Genomic DNA, 19,951 nt, shown 5'->3' with positions numbered 1-19,951 from the left:
GCATTCGAATTCATTAGATTTGCCAAAATTATGTCGAACGATCAATTAGACCAGCACGTTGTCGAGCTGGACAACCTCAACGAGCATCGTGAAATTGTAACGTTCATGCGCCGTTCTTCACCATTGAATACGTCACAACGTAGCGCCTTGGAACAATACGGCGACTTAATTTTGGAATATCCTGTTGGCGATTTACGTCAACATTTTGAACACCCTGGACGCCCGCTTACAGTAGAAATTGGTTTTGGGATGGGGCGTTCTTTGGTACTGATGGCGCAGGCTAACCCTGAACGTAACTTTGTCGGGATTGAAGTCCATATTCCAGGCATTGCACAGTGCGTTTATGAAGCAGGTACAGCAGGTTTAAGCAACTTACGTGTCTTAGATGCCGATGCGATTCAAGTACTGCGTGAAATGCCAGACAATAGCATTGATACAGTGCAGTTATATTTCCCAGACCCATGGCAGAAAAAACGTCACTTCAAACGCCGTTTTGTTGCTCATGAACGCATGGAATTGGTAGAGCAAAAATTAGTGTTAGGTGGTACGTTCCATGCAGCAACCGACTGGGAACCGTATGCAGAATGGATGCTGGATGTATTGGACAACCGTCCACGTTTAGAAAACTTGGCGGGTAAAGGCAATAGCTACCCTCGCCCTGAATGGCGTCCACAAACCAAGTTTGAACGCCGCGGAATTGAAGCAGGTCATAAGATTAATGATTTTATCTTCAAGAAAATTAACTAATTTCTGCTAGAAAAAATGCTTCCACAAGGAAGCATTTTTTATTTGAACTCGTGTTATCGTATCAAATGACTAAGATTGATGCCACGTTAAAATCTGTTGGCTCATTAGCGCATAAACTTCGGCAAGTGCATGTTGCTGCCCTGCTACCAATAAGTCCTGATGCATTTTTAAAATATTGTGATCACCCCGCATAGCAGGCCCTGTTTGCATTTGACGCGGATCATTCTGGGTCGCTTTATGCGCAGTTTCCAAAATAAGAGGATACAGCAGACTGAAATCTACTTTCTGAGCATCGACCACTTGCTTGGCCATGTCATAACAATAATTACTAAAATTACAGGCAAATACCGCAGCCAAATGCAAACTCAAACGCTGTGCTGAAGTATAGGCATAAACCCTTTTGCTTAGGCTATTTGCCAAAGTCATTAAAAGCTGCTGATCTTCAGCAAATGCAGCTTCTATAAATAAAGGCGTTTCTGACCAATCAATTTCACGCTCTAAACTAAAGGTTTGCAAGGGATAAAATACCCCTGAACGTACATGATGCTGTTGCAATACATCTAATTTAGTACTGCCTGAGGTATGCACAATCAACACATGATTTAAATCACGATGAACTTCCTGAATCACCTGTGCAATGCCCTGATCACTCACTGCAATAATCACTAAATCTAGATCTGAATGAAGTTTTTCTACTTCAGCAATCGCTTCTGCGCCAACCTGCGCAGCCAAATGCTGCGCCTTGTCCAGACTACGGCTATAAATTTGCACAATTTGATGCTGTGCGTTTAAAACATGAGCCAAATGATGTGCAACGCGCCCTGCACCAATCAAACTAATTCGCATAATATTTTCAGATAAAATAAGATGAAATAATCTGCACACAGCATGCCAATAAAAAAAGGACGAAGCAATTCGTCCTGATGTTTTTTGTTTGATATCGAATAGATTTAGAATTGACGCAAAGTTAAAATCTGCTCACTACGTCCAAATGGCCCTTGAGTATCATGCAAAACTGCACTCGTTAAGCCAATACCATCTTCACCATATTGTTGTGTTACTTCCAAGCCTAGCCATTCGCCTTGCGGTAAACGGTGTAAATGCATTTGCAAATCTAAATTTGGAAAACCCCAACCCGCATTCGGGTCTAAACGTGGCACTACGCCATTGGCGGTATCCACCATCCCCAATAAACGCACAAAACTAGATGTGCTTTGATTTTCAACCATATCCAATTGGTTTCTTAACCAAACGATGCCCTTACCTGCACGACGATCTAAATGCGCACGGGTTTCAATGCTTTGAATATAGCCGCCCGGCCAACAACGCATGCCATCCCAATCGGGCAAATATTCAGGGTTTTCTATCGGTAAATCTTCCAATCCTGCAATTGCGCGTGTATCTGAGGTTTTCATTTTCCATGCACGCGCCACAATACAGGTTTTTCCTTCAGCACACATTTCCGCTTCAATCAGCTCAATGGTTTTACCCGGTCGAATCATACGGGTGGTGATACTAAATTCACCAAAGGCAATTAAGCCAAAAATATCTAAACCGACCCGACCAATTCGCATATCATCACGCGGCATAAATTGCTCAAGTTCTGCACACAAAATACCCGTTGCAGGTGCCATGTGTTGTTCATGCGGATTCCACGCGCCTTGTGCATGAATGTTGCAACGATAGTGCGCAGTACAGCCACCATCGGCATGTTGTTCACGTTTGAGTAAAGTGTAATATGCTGACATTTTTTCTCTTTCCCTGATCTAACTTTTCTTGTGCGGATACTTTTACTACAAAGATTACTGACTAAATAATGTTATTTATCAACTATTTCTCTGCAAAAAAACCATAATAATTCATAAGTTGACAATATGTTTTACACTGACGAAAACCCACTTGAGTAAGCAATGCTGCCTGCGCATCTGCCATAATTAAATGAAAATCATCGGCCAGTCGTGCAAGCATTTTTTCCGCTTGAGTCGTAGTTAAACCACAATCCAAAGCCAAATTCTGCATCCAGCGCAGTTCTATATTTTCAGTCTGCTGCATCAGATCATAGCTTAATAAAATCGCTGTAGGTTTTAATGTTTGGTAAATATCTTGAAAAAATAATGTTTTTTCTGCGACTGGCACAAAATGCGCCACCAAAATCGCCAATGCCGCATCAAACTGCAAATTTTCAACCTGCGCTTGTTGGGCAAATTGGTGGGTATCTGCCTGTATAAAACGTACTCGCTCATGCCCTGCCACAGACTGAATGTTTTTTTCTGCCTGCTGTAACATGCTTAAAGATGGGTCGATGGCCGTAAATTGCCACTGTGGATGTTGCTGCAGTAAATACTGCAACTCATAGCCTGTGCCACACCCCACCACTAAAACTTGTGCTGTTTCGGGCAAATGACTACTTAAAATTGCATTGATGTGTTGATGTACCAATTCATATCCGGGAATGAGTTTCCGAATATGACTGTCATAGCCTGCAACCACAGTTGCACTGTGAAAATCTTTTGCCATATCACATGATTCTTCTTTAATTTACTGACATTAAATATCTGAGTCTTTTTCAAGATCTGCTTAAGCCACAGCCATTGCATCTACCGACAATTCCGAAACGGTTGGCTTGGCACGTTCAGGCACTAAGCCTAATTTTTGGAACAATTGTTTGTCTTTGCCTTCGCATGCGTTTGGTGTGGTCAAAAGCTTTTCACCTGAGAATAACGAGTTCGCACCTGCCATAAATGCCAACGCCTGATCTGAATCAGATAATGATTCACGCCCTGCAGATAAACGAATATAGCTGTTTGGCATGATAATACGTGCAACTGCAGTGGTACGAATCCACTCAATCACATCCAGTTTTTCTACTTCAGCCAATGGTGTACCTTCAATCGGAACTAACATATTGATCGGCACAGATTCAGGATGTAACGGTAAAGTCGCTAATTCATGTAATAAACCAATACGGTCTTGGGTGTCTTCACCTAAACCGACAATACCGCCACTACACACTTTCATACCTGTTTGACGCACAATATCCAAAGTATTTAAGCGGTCATCAAAGCTACGAGTACTAATGACATTCGGATAATATTCACGCGATGTGTCTAGGTTATGGTTGTAATAATCTAAGCCTGCATCTTTTAAGCGTTCTGCCTGCGATTGGTTTAACATCCCTAAAGTCATGCAAGTTTCTAAGCCCAGAGCTTTGACTTCACGCACCATTTCCAGAACATAGGGCATATCGCGTTCATGCGGATTACGCCAAGCAGCGCCCATACAAAAACGTGAAGAACCTGATGCTAAAGCTTCTTTGGCTTCCTGAATGACTTTATCCACTGCAATACGTTTTTCAGCTTCAAGCTGTGAATCATAATGCGCAGACTGCGAGCAATATTTACAGTCTTCAGGGCATTTGCCTGTTTTAATAGACAATAAGGTACTGACTTGTACGGTATTGGCAGCAAAATGTTGGCGATGCACACGCTGTGCTTCAAAGACTAAATCCAGAAAAGGCTGTTCATATAACTGCTGAATTTCTTCTCGAGTCCAATCATTGCGTACGGTCATTATTTTCATCCTTGATTATCACGCATCATGCTTAAACTTGTGCCATCTTTTATTAAGCCGAGCATGCGATATATTTTTAGTGTGATTATTCCTGTATAGAGTATCCCTTTATCTCTGCGTGAGAAATAAAGGGTGTGTGCTGACAAAATTAAAAGGTCGATCTTGCAGCAGTAAATAGCTGAAATAATGCCTTAAGCAATTTCCTTTAAATTTAATTCTTCACGCATAAATTCACGTAATTTAAATTTCTGTGCCTTGCCTGAAGCGGTCATTGGAAATTCACTAAAGAAGCGCACATAACGTGGGACTTTATTGTGTGAAATGTGTTCTGCACAGTATTGGCGAATTACCTCTTCGGTACATTCATGGTGTTCATGCAAAATAATACAGGCACATAGTTCTTCACCATAACGATGATCTGGCACGCCAATTACTTGCACATCGCAGACCGCATCGTGAGTATATAAGAAATCTTCAATTTCTTTCGGGAACAGGTTTTCACCGCCACGAATCACCACATCTTTAATGCGACCTTTGATTTTTACAAAGCCTTCATCATCCATTTCTGCAATGTCGCCTGTGTGCATCCAACGTGCAACATCAATGACTTCTTGGGTTTTGTCATGTTCATCCCAGTAACCCAGCATGACTGAATAACCACGCACACACAATTCTCCTAACTGTCCGCGCGGCACGACTTTGCCTTCTTCATCGACAATTTTTACTTCCAGATGTGGATGTACACGCCCCACCGTACTGACTCGACGTTCCACCGAATCTTCAGTCGAACTTTGTGCGCTCACAGGCGCTGTTTCGGTCATGCCATAACAAATGGTGATTTGCGCCATGTGCATACGGTCGATGACGCGTTGCATAATTTCTTGCGGACACGGACTGCCTGCCATGATGCCTGTACGCAAGCTAGATAAATCAAATTCATCAAACTGTTCATGCTCTAAAATGGCAATAAACATGGTCGGTACACCATAAGCGGCCGTGCATTTTTCTTGCTGAATGGCTTTTAAGGTATCGAGTGGATTAAACACTGCAGATGGATAGACCATGGTTGAGCCATGTGTGATACAGGCCAAATTCCCCATCACCATCCCAAAACAGTGGAATAACGGCACTGAAATACAGACACGATCTTGCGGACTTAAATGAATCGCCTCGCCTACAAAGTAACCATTATTTAAAATGTTATTGTGGGTCAGCATGGTACCTTTGGGGTTGCCCGTCGTGCCCGAGGTAAATTGAATATTGATGGTTTCATCAAATTGCAATTCACTGGCAATTTGATCCAGCTTTTTCAGCATGTGTGTGGTTGGACTTGGCAGCAAATCCTGAAAACGATGCATTCCTGTCTGGGCTTGATCATCAATTTTAATCACATGCTTTAAATGTGGTAAGCGCTTAGCATTGAGCACTTTGTTGTCTGCCTGACACAGCTCTGGAGCAATTTTGGTTAAAATTTCCTGATAATTGGTGCTTTTAAACTGCGATGCAATCACCAAACCCTTACAAGAAACTTTATTGAGCACAAATTCCAGTTCATTGCTTTTATAGGCAGGATTTAAATTCACCAGAATCACCCCTGCCTTAAAGGCTGCGAATTGAGTGATCGTCCATTCCACACAATTCGGAGACCAAATGGCAAGGCGGTCACCTTTTTTAAAACCGAGTTTTAACAAACTACAGGCAAAGGCATTGACCTGTTGCTGCAGTTGCTTATAGGTCAGACGCACATTTTGATGCACGCTTACCAAAGCATCCTGATCTGCATATTGCTGGCAAGCCTGATCAAACTTTTCACCAATGGTCATGCCTAACAAAGGCTGATTACTGGTGCCATAGGCATAACTTAACCGTACTTGTGTCATTGAATCGATCTCCTTGATTCTTTGTAATTCTGTTTTCCAACATGACTAATTGTTCTATGACGACGATTACTTTTTGCCTGTTTTGTGCGTTGTTTTTACTACCCTCCCTGCTGTTTTCGCACTGCATTTACACAAAAGTCGGCAATTTGTTTGACAAAGTAATCTTTATAATTTTGATCAAACATCACATTGCGAGACGGGTTTAAAGGTTCAATCACTACAAAGGTCATGGAGCCAACCACACCTAAAGCGGCAGTGTTCAAATCTTCAAAATCAAACTCACCATTGACTTTTCCTTCAGCCAAAATTTCCTTGATGCTCTGTTTGATCAGTTGTTTACTGCGAAAACGCTCATGTTCCATTTCTGGGTCTACAGGCTCGAACATTAACGAATACGCCAATTGAGGGCTGTTCATCGCACGCTTCACAAAAGTTGTAACAGATTTTTGCAATTTTTGTTTTGCACTTAAATCTGACTTCGCAATGTGGTCCAAAATTTCGACCTCACGACGAATCGCATCCGATAAAACTTCAATCAAAATCTGACTTTTATTTTCAAAGTAGCGATACACCAAACCTGTAGACACACCTGCGCGTTCTGCAATGGCTTGTATAGACGCTTCTTTAAAGCCCCCATGAGCAATAAGTTCACGAGCAGAATCTAAAATCGCGTTGCGATTTTGTTCCATACGTTCCTGCATCAATGATGATCTTTTATAACTCATATCTTATTCTCAACCAGATAAAATGAATTGTAAATCATTTTGTGAATTTTAGTTCACTTTTTTAAATTTTCGATGTATGTTAGAACCTAAGCACAACAACAATGCTTGTTTTAGGAACAACAAATATAACCTCAGGATGAATGAATACATGAATTTACAAAGCTTAGACTTCGGTTTGGATGAAACCTTAATCGCACTGCGTGATTCAATCGCTGCTTTTTGTAAAAAAGAAATTGCACCCATTGCACAACAGGTCGATCGTGATAACGAGTTCCCTGCCCAGCTTTGGAAAAAATTTGGTGATATGGGCTTACTTGGCTTAACCGTAAGTGAAGAATACGGTGGCACCAACTTAGGCTATTTGGCTCACATCATTGCCATGCAAGAAATTTCTCGTGCATCAGCATCCATTGGTTTGTCTTACGGTGCACATTCTAACCTATGTGTGAACCAAATTAAGCGAAATGGGACAGAAGAACAGAAGCAGCGCTATTTGCCAAAACTGGTTTCAGGCGATTATGTCGGCGCTTTGGCAATGTCTGAACCGAACGCAGGCTCAGACGTGGTCAGCATGAAACTGAAAGCAGAAGATAAAGGCGATCATTACTTGCTTAACGGCTCAAAAATGTGGATTACCAATGGTGGGGATGCCGATGTTTTGGTGGTGTATGCCAAAACTGATTTACAGGCGGGCGCCAAAGGCATGACTGCTTTCTTGATTGAGAAAACCATGCCAGGTTTTAGTCACGGCAGCCATTTAGACAAGCTGGGAATGCGTGGCTCGAATACCTATCCACTATTCTTTGACAATGTTGAAGTACCAAAAGAAAACGTCTTGGGCGGTGTGGGCAATGGTACAAAAGTGCTGATGAGTGGACTGGACTATGAACGTGCAGTTTTAAGTGCAGGGCCGCTGGGCATTATGGATGCCTGCATGGACACCGTGATTCCTTATATTCATGAGCGTAAACAGTTTGGTCAGGCATTGGGTGAATTCCAGCTCATGCAAGGCAAAATCGCCGATATGTATTCGACCTGGTTGGCATGTAAAGCACTGGTTTATGCCGTTGGTGCAGAATGTGACAAAGCTGAACACAGCCGCAGTTTACGTAAAGATGCAGCCAGTGCCATTTTATACGCTGCCGAAAAAGCCACATGGATGGCAGGTGAAACCATTCAAACCTTGGGCGGCAATGGCTATATCAATGAGTTTTCTGCAGGACGTTTATGGCGTGATGCCAAACTCTATGAAATTGGTGCGGGTACTTCAGAAATTCGCCGTATGTTGATTGGCCGTGAACTGTTTAACGAAACTGCCTAAAAATAAATCACAAGAATAGACAAGGATGTTGGCATGAATCAATTACAGAGCAAAATTAATATTCGCAGCGATGAGTTCAAAAACAACCAAGCTGCGATGCAAAGCCTAGTCGATGACCTCAGAGAAAAAGTCCAAAAAATTGCTTTGGGTGGTGGCGAAACGGCACGCCAAAAACATTTAGACCGTGGCAAATTGCTGCCGCGCGAACGGATTGACCACCTGATTGATCCGGGTACTGCATTTATTGAAATTGGTCAGTTGGCTGCGTATCAGGTCTATCAGGACGATGTACCTGCTGCGGGTGTCGTTGCAGGCGTCGGTCAAGTGAATGGCGTGACCTGCATGATCATTGCCAACGATGCCACCGTAAAAGGCGGAACTTACTATCCACTCACGGTGAAAAAGCATTTACGCGCACAGGAAATTGCCGAACAGAATCACCTGACCTGTATTTATCTGGTCGATTCAGGCGGTGCATATTTGCCACTACAAGATGAAGTCTTTCCAGACCGTGATCACTTCGGACGTATTTTCTATAATCAGGCCCGCATGTCGAGCATGGGCATTGCCCAAATTGCCGTTGTGATGGGAAGTTGTACCGCAGGCGGTGCGTATGTCCCTGCCATGTCAGATGAAACCATCATTGTGCGTAATCAGGGGACAATTTTCTTGGGCGGCCCACCGCTGGTTAAAGCCGCAACAGGTGAAGTGGTTAGCAGCGAAGACTTGGGTGGTGGCGATGTACACACTCGCCTTTCAGGTGTAGCCGATCATTTGGCAGAAAATGATGAACATGCCTTGGCAATTGCCCGCAACATCGTTGCCAATTTAAATAAAAAGCCAAACCCGCAGCCTGAGCATATAGAAGCACCATTATTCGATGCCTCTGAACTGTATGGCATTGTTCCGACTGACGCGCGTAAACCGTTTGATGTACGTGAAGTGATTGCCCGTATTGTCGATGGTTCACGTTTTGATGAATTTAAAGCGCGCTTTGGCACCACATTAATTACAGGTTTTGCCAAACTATATGGTATGCCTGTCGGGATTATTGCCAACAACGGTATTTTATTTTCCGAGTCGGCACAAAAAGGCGCACACTTTATTGAACTATGCACCCAACGCAACATTCCCCTGTTATTTATTCAAAATATCACAGGCTTCATGGTTGGACGCCAATATGAAAATGAAGGCATTGCCAAAAATGGTGCCAAACTGGTGATGGCGGTTGCCACAGCCAATGTGCCTAAACTGACTTTGGTGATTGGCGGTTCTTTTGGTGCAGGTAACTACGGGATGTGTGGTCGTGCTTATTCACCACGTTTTATGTGGACATGGCCAAACTCACGTATTTCAGTGATGGGTGGCGAACAAGCATCGAGCGTATTGTCTACCTTAAAGCGTGATCAGATTGAAGCCAAAGGCGGTAGTTGGTCTGCCGAAGAAGAAGACCAATTTAAACAGCCAATTCGTGATCAATACGAGCGTCAGGGTCATCCATATTATGCTTCTGCACGTTTATGGGATGACGGTGTGATTGATCCTGCTCAGTCGCGTGAAGTGTTGGCTTTAAGTTTGGCTGCTGCCCTAAATGCACCAATCCAACCGACCAAATTTGGCGTGTTCCGCATGTAAGAGGTGACAAAATGGATTATCAGTTTTTACAGCTCGAACAGAACAACCAAGTGGCTACGGTTTGGATTAATCGTGCGGAATTGCATAACGCTTTCAATACAGAGGTGATTGAAGAATTACACGCCTGCTTTCAGGCACTGAATAGCCGTGATGATATTCGAGTGGTGATTTTGGCAGGACGCGGCAAAAGCTTTTCTGCAGGTGCAGATTTGAACTGGATGAAACAGGCAGGTCAAGCTTCTACAGCAGAAAATCAAGCCGATGCCCTAAAACTGGCAAAAATGCTGCAAAGTTTAGCGACGTTAAAACAACCGACTATTGCCCGTGTGCATGGTATTGCCTTTGGTGGTGGTATGGGTTTGGCAGCTGCCTGTGATATTTGCGTTGCCAGCACCGATGCCAAGTTTGCGACCTCTGAAGTACGTTTAGGTTTAGCACCATCTACCATTAGCCCTTACGTCATTCGTGCGATTGGCGCACGTCAGGCATCACGTTACTTTTTAACGGCAGAGCGTATTTCTGCAGAACAGGCACAGCAAATTGGTTTAGCGCATGAAGTCACTTCAGCCGAAGACTTAGACAGCAAAATTGATGAAATTGTGCAAGCCTTATTGCTTGGTGGCCCAGAAGCGCAACATGCTTCTAAACAACTGATTCAGATGGTTAATCATCAAGTTTTGACCGAAGATTTACTCCAACAAACTGCACAGCATATTGCACATGTTCGCCAAGGAACTGAGGCGAAAAATGGCTTAAATGCTTTTTTAAATAAACAAAGCCCGGCTTGGATCAAGACCACGGCAGAATAAAAGAAGGATCGCACGATGTTTGAAAAGATTTTAATTGCCAACCGTGGTGAAATTGCCTGCCGTGTAATTCGTACCGCAAAAAAACTTGGGATTGCGACTGTCGCGGTGTATTCAGATGCCGATGCGCAATCACAACACGTTAAACTGGCAGACGAAGCCATTTATATTGGTGAATCGCCTGCGGCACAAAGTTATTTGCAAGTTGAACGTATTATTCAGGCAGCCAAAAGCACAGGTGCACAAGCCATTCACCCGGGTTATGGTTTCTTATCTGAAAATGACCAATTCGCACTTGCCTGTAAAGACAACAATATTGTTTTTATTGGCCCGCCAGTTGAAGCCATTTTGGCGATGGGTCTAAAAGCAACCTCTAAAGCCTTGATGGAAAAAGCAGGTGTGCCACTAACTCCGGGCTACCACGGCAGCAATCAAGATGCGGCATTTTTAAAGCAACAAGCCGACAGCATTGGTTATCCTGTGCTCATTAAAGCCAGTGCAGGCGGTGGCGGTAAAGGCATGCGTTTAGTAGAACGCAGTGAAGACTTTCTCAGCTCACTCGCTTCATGTAAAAGTGAAGCACGTTCTAGCTTTGGTAATGAAGATGTGCTGATTGAACGCTATGTGATTCAACCACGTCATATTGAAGTACAGGTTTTTGGCGATACTCACGGCAACTACGTGCATTTGTTTGAACGTGATTGCTCGGTACAACGTCGCCACCAAAAAGTGCTTGAAGAAGCACCTGCACCAAAAATGCCAGAAGATAAACTCGAAACTATGCGCCAAGCCGCAATTGATGCCGCACGTGCTGTAAATTACGTGGGCGCAGGTACGGTAGAGTTTATTGTCGAGCAAGACGGTACTGCTTATTTCATGGAAATGAATACCCGCTTGCAGGTCGAACACCCCGTCACAGAAATGATTACAGGGCAAGACTTGGTTGAGTGGCAATTGCGAGTTGCTTTTGGTGAGCCATTGCCAAAACAGCAACATGAATTGCAAATTCATGGTCATGCCCTTGAAGCGCGTGTGTATGCCGAAGAACCAGAAAAAGGCTTTATTCCTGCCATTGGTCAAATCAGCTATCTGCATTATCCAGAGCAAAATGATGCCGTACGTGTCGATAGCGGGATTGTCGAAGGTGATGAAATCAGCACCTACTACGACCCAATGATTGCCAAACTGATTGTTTGGGGTAAAAACCGTGAAGCAGCATTAACGCAAATGCACCATGCTTTAGGTCAGTTCCACGTCGATGGTTTAGGCAACAACATTGCATTCTTGGATCGTTTGGTGCTGTGTGATTCCTTTAAACATGCCAATTTGGATACAGGGCTTATTCAACGTGAGGAAGCATTTTTACTTAACGCAAAACCTGAAGTCGCTACAGAAACTGTCGTTGCAGCTGCGTTAATTGATGTACTTTCTCGTATTCAAAACAACAAAGCGGCAAACAACGCGGTTTGGCAAAAAGACCACTTCTGGCGCTTAAATCAGCAAAGCGCCCACACAGTGCAATTACAGTGCAATGACCAAACACTCAAAATCCAGTTAAAACCATGCACTTCTGGTTTTGAGGCTCACTACAATGGGCAAACGCTGAGCGTTCAAGGCGAGCTTTTGGATGCACATCGTCTACAGGTTTGTATCAATGGTCAGCAACAAAAAATAGCATTTAACCAACATGCGCAAGGCATCACCCTGTTCCAAAACGGTCAGCGTCATGTGTTTAGCTATGTACAAGCAAACTTTAACAGCGATGATCAACAAGACAATGCCAACAATCTGACTGCACCAATGCCGGGTGTAATCACCCAAGTTTTGGTGGCAGCCAATGCCCGTGTGAAAAAAGATGATGTACTGATGACACTGGAAGCCATGAAAATTGAATATTCAATTCGTGCGCCTTTCGATGGCATTGTGGCAAGTTCGTACTTCCAAGCGGGCGATCAGGTCAAAGCAGGCGATGAACTGGTTGAATTTGAAGCCTTGACGGAGGAAGTTGCATGACTGAATTTGTCAAAATTGTAGAGGTTGGCCCACGAGATGGTCTGCAAAATGAGAAAACGCCACTCACTTTGGCAGACCGTAAAAACCTGATTTTGGATTTAATGCAAACAGGTTTAAGCAGCATTGAGGTCGGTTCTTGCGTATCGGCCAAATGGGTACCGCAAATGGCAGACAGCGATGTGCTGTTTGCCAGCCTGCCACAAAACCCAAACATTCAATTCAGTTTACTGACCCCAAACTCAAAAGGTTTTGAGTCGGCTTTGGCGGTGGGTTGCAAAGAAGTTGCCGTGTTTACCGCCGCTTCTGAAAGCTTTACCCGAAAAAATATCAACTGTTCAATTGAAGAAAGTTTGGAAAAATTTAGCGATGTCATGCGTCAAGCCAAAGCGCACAACATTCGCGTGCGTGGTTATGTGTCTTGTATGGTGGACTGTCCTTATGAAGGCGCAATTGACCCGAAACAAGTCGCAAAAGTCACACAGCAATTATTGGACATGGGCTGCTATGAAGTGTCTTTGGGTGAAACCATTGGTACAGCAACCCCTGACCGTGTGCAAAAAGTCTGGGATGCATGTTTGGCAGAGGTCGATGCCAAAGTTTTAGCAGGTCATTTTCACAATACTTACGGCATGGCGATTGCCAATATTTATCAATCGCTCTTACAAGGCATTCGTGTATTTGATTCATCCATTGCTGGTTTGGGTGGCTGTCCGTATGCCAAAGGTGCATCGGGCAATGTGTCTACCGAAGACTTGTACTATTTACTGTCCAAGATGGGTTTTGAAACAGGTGTGCGGTTAGAACCGCTGATGACAGCTAGTCGTAACATCAGCAATGTCTTACAGCGCAATAATCCATCTCACTATGCCAATGCCTACTGGCAAAAGGTTTGTGCTTAAAACCCATTTCATCCTCAATAACTTTGGAACATAAGCGACAAGGATGACAACAACACAACATGGCAAGTGAATGCCGTGCAGAGAATAAATAGAGGTGACAAATGTCCAATAAAGTATATGACAGCGCACAAGCTGCATTAAATGGCGTGGTTCAAGATGGGCATACCTTGGCGGTGGGCGGTTTTGGTTTATGCGGTATTCCTGAAGCCTTGATTGCTGCGTTAAAAGATACAGGCGTCAAACAACTGACTTGTATTTCTAATAACGCTGGCGTCGATGGTTTTGGTTTAGGCTTATTGCTTGAAACCAAACAAATCAAAAAAATGATTTCATCTTATGTCGGCGAAAATAAAGAATTTGAACGCCAGTTTTTAAGCGGTGAATTGGAAGTTGAACTCACCCCGCAAGGCACACTGGCAGAAAAACTACGCGCAGGCGGTGCAGGTATTCCTGCATTTTTCACCCAAACAGGTGTAGGCACTGTCATTGCAGAAGGCAAAGAAGTCCGTGAATTTAACGGCAAAGATTATATTTTAGAAGAATCTTTGACTGCAGATGTCGCTTTGGTCAAAGCCTACAAAGCAGATAAAGCGGGTAATCTTATTTTCCGTAAAACAGCACAAAACTTTAATCCTGTTTGTGCTATGGCAGGCAAAATCACCATTGCCGAAGTTGAACAAATCGTTGAAATTGGCGATTTAGACCCCGACGAAATCCACTTAGCTGGTATTTATGTGAACCGCATTGTCCTCAATGCAAGCCCAGAAAAACGGATTGAACAAATGACTTTAAAGGCGGAGGCTTAAGACATGGCTTGGACGCGTAATCAAATGGCGCAGCGCGCTGCACAAGAATTAGAAGATGGTTTTTATGTCAATTTAGGCATTGGCTTACCCACACTGGTCGCCAATTATATTCCTGAACATATCAATGTCTGGTTACAGTCCGAAAATGGCTTGCTTGGCATTGGTGAGTTCCCAACTGCCGAAACTGTAGATGCCGACCTGATCAATGCAGGTAAACAAACTGTGACAGCGCGTAAAGGTGCGGCTTTTTTCTCTAGCGCAGATTCCTTTGCCATGATTCGTGGCGGGCATGTCAATATCGCTATTTTAGGGGCAATGGAAGTTTCTGAACAAGGCGATCTTGCCAACTGGATGATTCCCGGCAAGAAAGTTAAAGGTATGGGCGGTGCAATGGATTTGGTTGCAGGCGTACAAAAAGTTGTAGTGCTGATGGAACATTGTGCCAAAGATGGTACGCCTAAAATTGTATCGCAGTGCAGTTTGCCACTCACAGGTAAAGCGGTGGTGCATCGTATCATTACCGACTTAGGCGTGCTTGATATTACTCCACAAGGCGTAAAGTTGATTGAACTTGCACCCGATGTCAGTTTTGATGAAATTCAAAAAGTCACAGGTGTTGCCTTACAAAAAGTCGCAGCTTGATGAATTTATCTCGAGTGAATAACCCTCTCCTTTGCAAGTTTTGATGCACTGCTTTAAAACTTAATACAAGGGAGAGAGTTTATTTTGACTCCTATACTTTTCCACTCAACAAAACCAATAAATCACTGATTTATAAAACGATTCCACTAAACCAAAAATCATTTAAAAAATCACTTTCAATTTCGATATTTGCACAATACTTCGGGATTGATCCACAATAAAAAAGCCTTCACTTTGCAAAGTGAAGGCTTACAAGAAAATAGACCTATTTTAAGATCGAGGCGCCTTTTGCTCTACCACGCCAGCATCTTCCACACTACGCACCGTGCCTGTATCTACATTCAAGACTTCAAACTCAATACGGCGGTTTTTAAATTGACCTTCTGGCGTTGCATTTGCCGCAATCGGCTGCTCTGAACCAAAGCCAACTGCTTGCAACTGACCTGGGTTTACACCACGTGATACCAAATAATCCACCACAGCCTGCGCACGTTGTTGTGACAAGGTTTTATTGGCATTGGCATCACCCACGGCATCGGTATGCCCTTTGACCGTTAAATGAACTTGTGATGCACGCTGCATCAATACCGCAGCCTGATCTAAAATAGACTTATTGGCTTCTGGAATTTGTGTAGATGCAGAGTCAAAATTAATAATTTGCATGTTCAATGCAGTCGCAATATCCAAGGCTTGAATATTGTCAGGATTAATCGCAGCTAAAGCCTGTTCAGCATTGCTAATACTTGTAGTAACAGCATGATTGACATCTGTTTGCGCAGTTTCTACCGGTTGCTGAGTTACCACCGTCATGTTTTTAGCCAATGGACGGATTTGACTCGCCAAGCGCTCTGCATCAGCAGGATTAGCTGCCTGAATTGAAAGTTGATTACCTACCCAGTTTAAATTGACATTCGGTACACCCTTCAGCATTTTTAAAACACTTGGAATAACGTCTTGATCAATAAACTCTGAGTGATAATTTGCATAATTTTCCGCACCACAACCCGTTGGATGATTGAAAATTTGCTTAACCTCTTTTTGTAAAATTTCCATATAGCTTGGATTATTCAGCAAAATTTGACAGGTAATTAAATTGCCATCACTGCCCGTACTGACTTGTAACATTGCAGCCTGATTGGCAGCCACTTGTGTCTGCGTGGTTGCAGGGACTTGATCACGGTCACTACATGCACGGAATAAAAATGCCAATAAGCCAATTAAAATAATTAAAGCCAAAATTGGCAATAACCAAGAACGACGTTCTTCTACGGGTTCAGCCACAACCACTTCTGGCGCTTGGTGCACAGTCTGCCCTGCAGCATTATTTACACCTAAAGCGGCCAATAATGCTGTTGCCCATTGAGGTAAAGCTGCCTGAATTGAATCTAAATTGTTTTGCAATAAATGTTGAATCGCAACTGGGTCTGATGAGCCTGCCTGATTTTCAAGAAAGTTTAAGCTAGGTGCAATTGAACGATTCAGTGTATTTTCAATTTCGGCTTGTGGTGCTGTGCCACTCACCATATCCATAAACTGCTGTTTTAAAGACAAGTTTGAACCAAAGACATCGCCCACACGAGGGTTAAGCTGTCGATGCAAATTATCTATTAATTCAGGACGTGAATTTAAAATAGACAATAAAATGGGATAAAAGCTATTCAGTGCCTGATTTTTTTCAAGCAAATGCTGGGTTTCCCCTTCTAATACAATAGATGAGACACTTTGTTTGAGTAGGTCAATAAAATCTGTTTGCATATACAGCCCTCTTTTTTGTCTTTGTTTTCAAGTTGTTTTTTAGTGTATATGCTTAAAATTTAAACAAATGTAATAAATTGTGGTGTTTTGATTTTGTTATGAAATTTGCGTCAACGGAGTGTTGGCTTTCTATTTTTCAATCGCATAAAAAAGCCAGCCGAAGCTGACTTTTATCTAAACTTGAAAATAAAATATCAATCAGAGCAAATTAAGCTGTAAAAACGCGTAATGCCTTGCCTTTCACCACTTGGTTAATTAAAGGCGTATTTTTACCTTGTGACACAATTGTTTCTTTGTTCAGTGTCCATTCCACTTCAGGATCAACCAAGACCCAACCTGCTTCTTGTTCCCAACGACTTTGCATTTTTGCCACACGCGCAGGTGCAAGTGTCACTTTTTCTACCCATTCCAATGGACTGAACAGACCTTCCTGAATCAGTTGAATCCCAAATGGAATATAAGTATCAAATGCAGTAAAACCTGACAAAGTATCTGCAAATGGTGCCATTTTTGCAGAGCTATTTAACGGCTCATGATGAGTACAAATCGCATCAATCACACCATCTTTTACACCTTGACGCAGTAATGCTTTGTCTTGCTCTGAGCGCAGTGGCGGACGTACATGCGCTAACGAGTTAAAACCATCAATAATTTGATCGGTTAAATGCAGTTGATGCATCGCCACATCGCAAGTGACAGGTAAACCTTTGGCTTTAGCTTGTTGAATCAATTCAACTGATGCACCACAAGACAATAAGCCAAAATGCGCACGTACACCTGTGGCTTCAATCATCAGCAAATATTTGGCAATCGCTACGGTTTCTGCCAAAGTTGGAATCATAGGCAAGCCCTGACGCGATGCAATAAAACCTTCATGCACACAGCCATCTTTAGCAATTTGCGGTTCTTCGGCATAGAACACCACGGTCATGTCCAAACCTGCAGCATATTCCAGTGTGCGAATCACGACATCATCATCTTCAAAAGGTGCATTGGCATTGGACACTGCACTACAGCCGCCTTTTTTCAGTCCCGCCATATTGGCAGGCTGCTTGCCGTTTAAACCTTGAGTTTGTGCACCAATCACTTCTAAATAAATGCCACCATCCAACATGGCTTTTTCGACCAAACCATGAATGAGTGCACCGTTGTCTTGCACGATTGGTTTAGAATCGGGTGGCGTAAATAAGTGCAGAATTCCGTTTTCACGTGCGGCCTTGCCTTCAGATTTGAGCGTGCCATGTTGTTGCTGACCAGGTTCACGTAAACGTGCGCATAAATCGACCATAGTTGGCATGAGCCATTGACCTTGGGCATCTATGCTTTCGCTAATATCTGCACTTTCTGCAACCAACTTGCCATTTTCAAGATATACCGTTTGTACGCGGTCAATTTGCTGGATTGGGTCAAGCACACGTACATTTTCAATTTTTACAATCGCCATGACTTTTTCCTTATACCGCAATCGCGTCAATCAAACCTTGTTCTTGCAATTGACCTTGCATCGCCAAGGCCAATACCGCCATACGTACCGCAATACCGTTGGTTACTTGATTTAAAATCACCGATTGAGGCCCATCGGCAATGCTTGAATCAATTTCGACACCACGGTTCATTGGACCAGGATGCATCACAATACAGTTTGGTTTTGCAAGCGCCAAACGCTCTTTGTTTAAACCGTACATTTTGTAGAATTCGGCTTGTGAGGCAAGTGCTGGCGAATCAATACGTTCATTTTGAATACGCAGGGTGATAATCACGTCGCAATCTTTAATGCCTTCTTCCATTTTGTTAAATAAACGCACGCCTGCGCCATATTCATCAAAACCGTAGGGCAACAAGGTGTTCGGTGCAATCACGCGAATGTCTTTACAGCCCAGTGTTTGCAAGGCAGCCACATCGGAACGCGCCACGCGTGAATGTTTGATATCACCAATAATCGCAACACTTAATTCTTCATAAGGTCGTTGGGTTTCACGGCGAATGGTCAGCATATCCAACATCGCTTGCGTTGGATGTGCATGACGGCCATCACCCGCATTAATAATGGCAACCTTTGGGCAAACCGTTTTAGCAATAAAATGTGCTGCACCTGAAGATGAATGACGCACCACAAAAATGTCAGCAGCCATCGCCTCTAAGTTCCACAAAGTGTCACGCAAAGTTTCACCTTTAGAGGTACTTGAACGGGCAATATCAATATTGAGTACATTGGCAGAAAGACGCTTGGCTGCGGCTTCAAATGTGGTGCGGGTACGAGTAGAGTTTTCGAAGAACAAATTCATCACCGTGCGCCCTTCGAGCAAATTATTGGTGATCAGTTGGTTTTGTTCATTGAAAAAGGACTGTGCTGTGTCCAGAATTTGGGTGAGGGTTTCTTTGGAAAGACCTTCGATGGTTAAAAAGTGTTTTAAATGCCCATCTTTATTCAATTGAATCTGGCTCGGAGTATGCAATGCCGCCAAATGCATGAGAGATTCCTTATACGTTAAGTTAACGCATTATACAGAAATTGATTTGGCAAAGCAGTGCCCGTTGGCGTGATTTCAACAAAAGAAATAGATGATTTTAAAAATTAAGTCAGTGCAATACATCTAGACTTTCAATGAAAAAACTCGCTTGCTAAAACTCAGCACTCTCTTTGCACTTCAAATTTCAGATCTTTTTGGAAGCAAATCGAGTGCTCGACGCCAAATGCCTTCTAGCGTAATGCACCAATATAATGGTGTGCGACCTGTGCCTGATAAATTTCTTCTTCTGTTGGTTCGTGCGTCTCTTCTAAACTGTCTGTTAGCTCCTCATTATCTTCTTTTTTATCTATGCTCAGATCATTTTGAATATCATTGCCAAGATCATACTGCGGTGCCAATTTCACTAATATTGCTTCCAAACGGGATATATGATGATGCAGTTCGGCGTCTTGTGTCGCCAAAGCTAACTGCACCACATAACGTGCATAATCGGTATTTTCCACTAAATACATCACATCTATTACACGTCCACTCACACGTCTTAAACGGGTATAAATTAAAGTCGCAACCGAAAAAAGTTCACTTTGACCAAGCGCATGCAATGTACTCATCTGAATATAACCCCTTAAATTTTTTTGCTTTTAAAATGCTTTTTTCATTTGCATGATGTTTAGTATGCAA

At 43.1% G+C, this 19,951-nt stretch carries 18 protein-coding genes; 8 read left to right on the top strand and 10 right to left on the bottom strand.

Annotated features, from left to right (window positions below):
• Positions 1-30: 30 nt before the first annotated feature.
• Complete coding sequence (gene trmB / locus FTU98_RS01375; protein WP_167845932.1) at positions 31-747, top strand: tRNA (guanosine(46)-N7)-methyltransferase TrmB; 717 nt, start codon at positions 31-33, stop codon at positions 745-747.
• A 69-nt stretch (positions 748-816) separates the two neighbouring features.
• On the opposite strand, the gene FTU98_RS01370 is transcribed toward trmB, so the two are convergent.
• From FTU98_RS01370 to FTU98_RS01345, 6 genes are all read right to left on the bottom strand, one after another.
• Positions 817-1,593 (bottom strand): Rossmann-like and DUF2520 domain-containing protein, encoded by a 777-nt coding sequence (locus tag FTU98_RS01370; protein WP_180050172.1) that lies wholly within the window; start codon positions 1,591-1,593, stop codon positions 817-819.
• A 104-nt stretch (positions 1,594-1,697) separates the two neighbouring features.
• Positions 1,698-2,495 (bottom strand): thioesterase family protein, encoded by a 798-nt coding sequence (locus FTU98_RS01365; RefSeq protein ID WP_104851802.1) that lies wholly within the window; start codon positions 2,493-2,495, stop codon positions 1,698-1,700.
• A gap of 82 nt (positions 2,496-2,577) precedes the next feature.
• Positions 2,578-3,264, bottom strand: a complete 687-nt coding sequence (locus FTU98_RS01360; RefSeq protein WP_004971520.1) for a class I SAM-dependent methyltransferase — start codon at positions 3,262-3,264, stop codon at positions 2,578-2,580.
• Between the two features lie 60 nt (positions 3,265-3,324).
• Entirely contained in the window at positions 3,325-4,317 is a 993-nt protein-coding gene (gene bioB / locus FTU98_RS01355; protein ID WP_180050168.1) for a biotin synthase BioB, read from the bottom strand.
• Between the two features lie 191 nt (positions 4,318-4,508).
• On the bottom strand, positions 4,509-6,197 hold the full coding sequence (locus FTU98_RS01350) for an AMP-binding protein (RefSeq protein ID WP_180050165.1): 1,689 nt from the start codon (positions 6,195-6,197) through the stop codon (positions 4,509-4,511).
• Between the two features lie 98 nt (positions 6,198-6,295).
• Positions 6,296-6,922 carry a TetR/AcrR family transcriptional regulator gene (locus FTU98_RS01345; RefSeq protein WP_180050162.1) on the bottom strand — a complete coding sequence of 209 codons (627 nt, stop codon included), beginning with the start codon at positions 6,920-6,922 and terminating at the stop codon, positions 6,296-6,298.
• 148 nt (positions 6,923-7,070) lie between these two features.
• On the opposite strand from FTU98_RS01345, the gene FTU98_RS01340 reads away from it, so the two are divergent.
• From FTU98_RS01340 to FTU98_RS01310, 7 genes are all read left to right on the top strand, one after another.
• Entirely contained in the window at positions 7,071-8,243 is a 1,173-nt protein-coding gene (locus FTU98_RS01340) for an isovaleryl-CoA dehydrogenase (protein ID WP_092818465.1), read from the top strand.
• A gap of 33 nt (positions 8,244-8,276) precedes the next feature.
• Positions 8,277-9,878, top strand: a complete 1,602-nt coding sequence (locus FTU98_RS01335; protein ID WP_131272722.1) for a carboxyl transferase domain-containing protein — start codon at positions 8,277-8,279, stop codon at positions 9,876-9,878.
• Between the two features lie 11 nt (positions 9,879-9,889).
• Complete coding sequence (locus FTU98_RS01330) at positions 9,890-10,687, top strand: enoyl-CoA hydratase/isomerase family protein (RefSeq protein WP_004971533.1); 798 nt, start codon at positions 9,890-9,892, stop codon at positions 10,685-10,687.
• Between the two features lie 15 nt (positions 10,688-10,702).
• Positions 10,703-12,697 (top strand): acetyl/propionyl/methylcrotonyl-CoA carboxylase subunit alpha, encoded by a 1,995-nt coding sequence (locus FTU98_RS01325; RefSeq protein WP_167845930.1) that lies wholly within the window; start codon positions 10,703-10,705, stop codon positions 12,695-12,697.
• Entirely contained in the window at positions 12,694-13,596 is a 903-nt protein-coding gene (locus tag FTU98_RS01320) for a hydroxymethylglutaryl-CoA lyase (RefSeq protein ID WP_178318497.1), read from the top strand. Before FTU98_RS01325 ends, FTU98_RS01320 begins: the two co-directional genes overlap by 4 nt.
• A 101-nt stretch (positions 13,597-13,697) precedes the next feature.
• The gene (locus FTU98_RS01315) at positions 13,698-14,402 is read left to right on the top strand and encodes a CoA transferase subunit A (protein ID WP_179991195.1); all 705 of its coding nucleotides are present in this window, start codon (positions 13,698-13,700) and stop codon (positions 14,400-14,402) included.
• Positions 14,403-14,405: 3 nt separating this feature from the next.
• Entirely contained in the window at positions 14,406-15,044 is a 639-nt protein-coding gene (locus FTU98_RS01310; RefSeq protein WP_004971544.1) for a CoA transferase subunit B, read from the top strand.
• Between the two features lie 270 nt (positions 15,045-15,314).
• Here the strand turns inward: FTU98_RS01310 and FTU98_RS01305 are convergent, their stop codons facing one another.
• The 4 genes from FTU98_RS01305 to FTU98_RS01290 all read right to left on the bottom strand — a co-directional run bounded on the left by FTU98_RS01305 (position 15,315) and on the right by FTU98_RS01290 (position 19,881).
• Positions 15,315-16,799 (bottom strand): OmpA family protein, encoded by a 1,485-nt coding sequence (locus FTU98_RS01305; RefSeq protein ID WP_180050159.1) that lies wholly within the window; start codon positions 16,797-16,799, stop codon positions 15,315-15,317.
• 208 nt (positions 16,800-17,007) lie between these two features.
• Positions 17,008-18,243: a dihydroorotase gene (locus FTU98_RS01300; protein WP_180050156.1), complete on the bottom strand. Its 1,236-nt coding sequence runs from the start codon at positions 18,241-18,243 to the stop codon at positions 17,008-17,010.
• Between the two features lie 10 nt (positions 18,244-18,253).
• Complete coding sequence (locus tag FTU98_RS01295) at positions 18,254-19,270, bottom strand: aspartate carbamoyltransferase catalytic subunit (protein WP_004971550.1); 1,017 nt, start codon at positions 19,268-19,270, stop codon at positions 18,254-18,256.
• Positions 19,271-19,500: 230 nt separating this feature from the next.
• Positions 19,501-19,881 carry a hypothetical protein gene (locus tag FTU98_RS01290; protein ID WP_168542516.1) on the bottom strand — a complete coding sequence of 127 codons (381 nt, stop codon included), beginning with the start codon at positions 19,879-19,881 and terminating at the stop codon, positions 19,501-19,503.
• Positions 19,882-19,951 lie beyond the last annotated feature (70 nt).

The organism is Acinetobacter sp. YH12211, from assembly GCF_013418015.1.
Taxonomy (GTDB): Bacteria; Pseudomonadota; Gammaproteobacteria; order Pseudomonadales; family Moraxellaceae; genus Acinetobacter; species Acinetobacter towneri.
The sequence above is the reverse complement of the archived record's forward strand: the minus strand, read 5'-3'. Positions and strand labels throughout refer to the sequence as shown.

What these genes read in the sequence shown, in the direction of transcription:
- FTU98_RS01330 (WP_004971533.1), top strand. Translation starts at nt 9,890, where the DNA reads ATGGATTATCAGTTTTTACAGCTCGAACAGAACAACCAAGTGGCTACG.
- FTU98_RS01360 (WP_004971520.1), bottom strand. Translation starts at nt 3,264, where the DNA reads ATGGCAAAAGATTTTCACAGTGCAACTGTGGTTGCAGGCTATGACAGT.
- FTU98_RS01340 (WP_092818465.1), top strand. Translation starts at nt 7,071, where the DNA reads ATGAATTTACAAAGCTTAGACTTCGGTTTGGATGAAACCTTAATCGCA.
- FTU98_RS01350 (WP_180050165.1), bottom strand. Translation starts at nt 6,197, where the DNA reads ATGACACAAGTACGGTTAAGTTATGCCTATGGCACCAGTAATCAGCCT.
- FTU98_RS01305 (WP_180050159.1), bottom strand. Translation starts at nt 16,799, where the DNA reads ATGCAAACAGATTTTATTGACCTACTCAAACAAAGTGTCTCATCTATT.
- FTU98_RS01370 (WP_180050172.1), bottom strand. Translation starts at nt 1,593, where the DNA reads ATGCGAATTAGTTTGATTGGTGCAGGGCGCGTTGCACATCATTTGGCT.
- FTU98_RS01325 (WP_167845930.1), top strand. Translation starts at nt 10,703, where the DNA reads ATGTTTGAAAAGATTTTAATTGCCAACCGTGGTGAAATTGCCTGCCGT.
- FTU98_RS01345 (WP_180050162.1), bottom strand. Translation starts at nt 6,922, where the DNA reads ATGAGTTATAAAAGATCATCATTGATGCAGGAACGTATGGAACAAAAT.
- FTU98_RS01300 (WP_180050156.1), bottom strand. Translation starts at nt 18,243, where the DNA reads ATGGCGATTGTAAAAATTGAAAATGTACGTGTGCTTGACCCAATCCAG.
- FTU98_RS01290 (WP_168542516.1), bottom strand. Translation starts at nt 19,881, where the DNA reads ATGAGTACATTGCATGCGCTTGGTCAAAGTGAACTTTTTTCGGTTGCG.
- FTU98_RS01365 (WP_104851802.1), bottom strand. Translation starts at nt 2,495, where the DNA reads ATGTCAGCATATTACACTTTACTCAAACGTGAACAACATGCCGATGGT.
- FTU98_RS01320 (WP_178318497.1), top strand. Translation starts at nt 12,694, where the DNA reads ATGACTGAATTTGTCAAAATTGTAGAGGTTGGCCCACGAGATGGTCTG.
- FTU98_RS01310 (WP_004971544.1), top strand. Translation starts at nt 14,406, where the DNA reads ATGGCTTGGACGCGTAATCAAATGGCGCAGCGCGCTGCACAAGAATTA.
- trmB (WP_167845932.1), top strand. Translation starts at nt 31, where the DNA reads ATGTCGAACGATCAATTAGACCAGCACGTTGTCGAGCTGGACAACCTC.
- FTU98_RS01315 (WP_179991195.1), top strand. Translation starts at nt 13,698, where the DNA reads ATGTCCAATAAAGTATATGACAGCGCACAAGCTGCATTAAATGGCGTG.
- bioB (WP_180050168.1), bottom strand. Translation starts at nt 4,317, where the DNA reads ATGACCGTACGCAATGATTGGACTCGAGAAGAAATTCAGCAGTTATAT.
- FTU98_RS01295 (WP_004971550.1), bottom strand. Translation starts at nt 19,270, where the DNA reads ATGCATTTGGCGGCATTGCATACTCCGAGCCAGATTCAATTGAATAAA.
- FTU98_RS01335 (WP_131272722.1), top strand. Translation starts at nt 8,277, where the DNA reads ATGAATCAATTACAGAGCAAAATTAATATTCGCAGCGATGAGTTCAAA.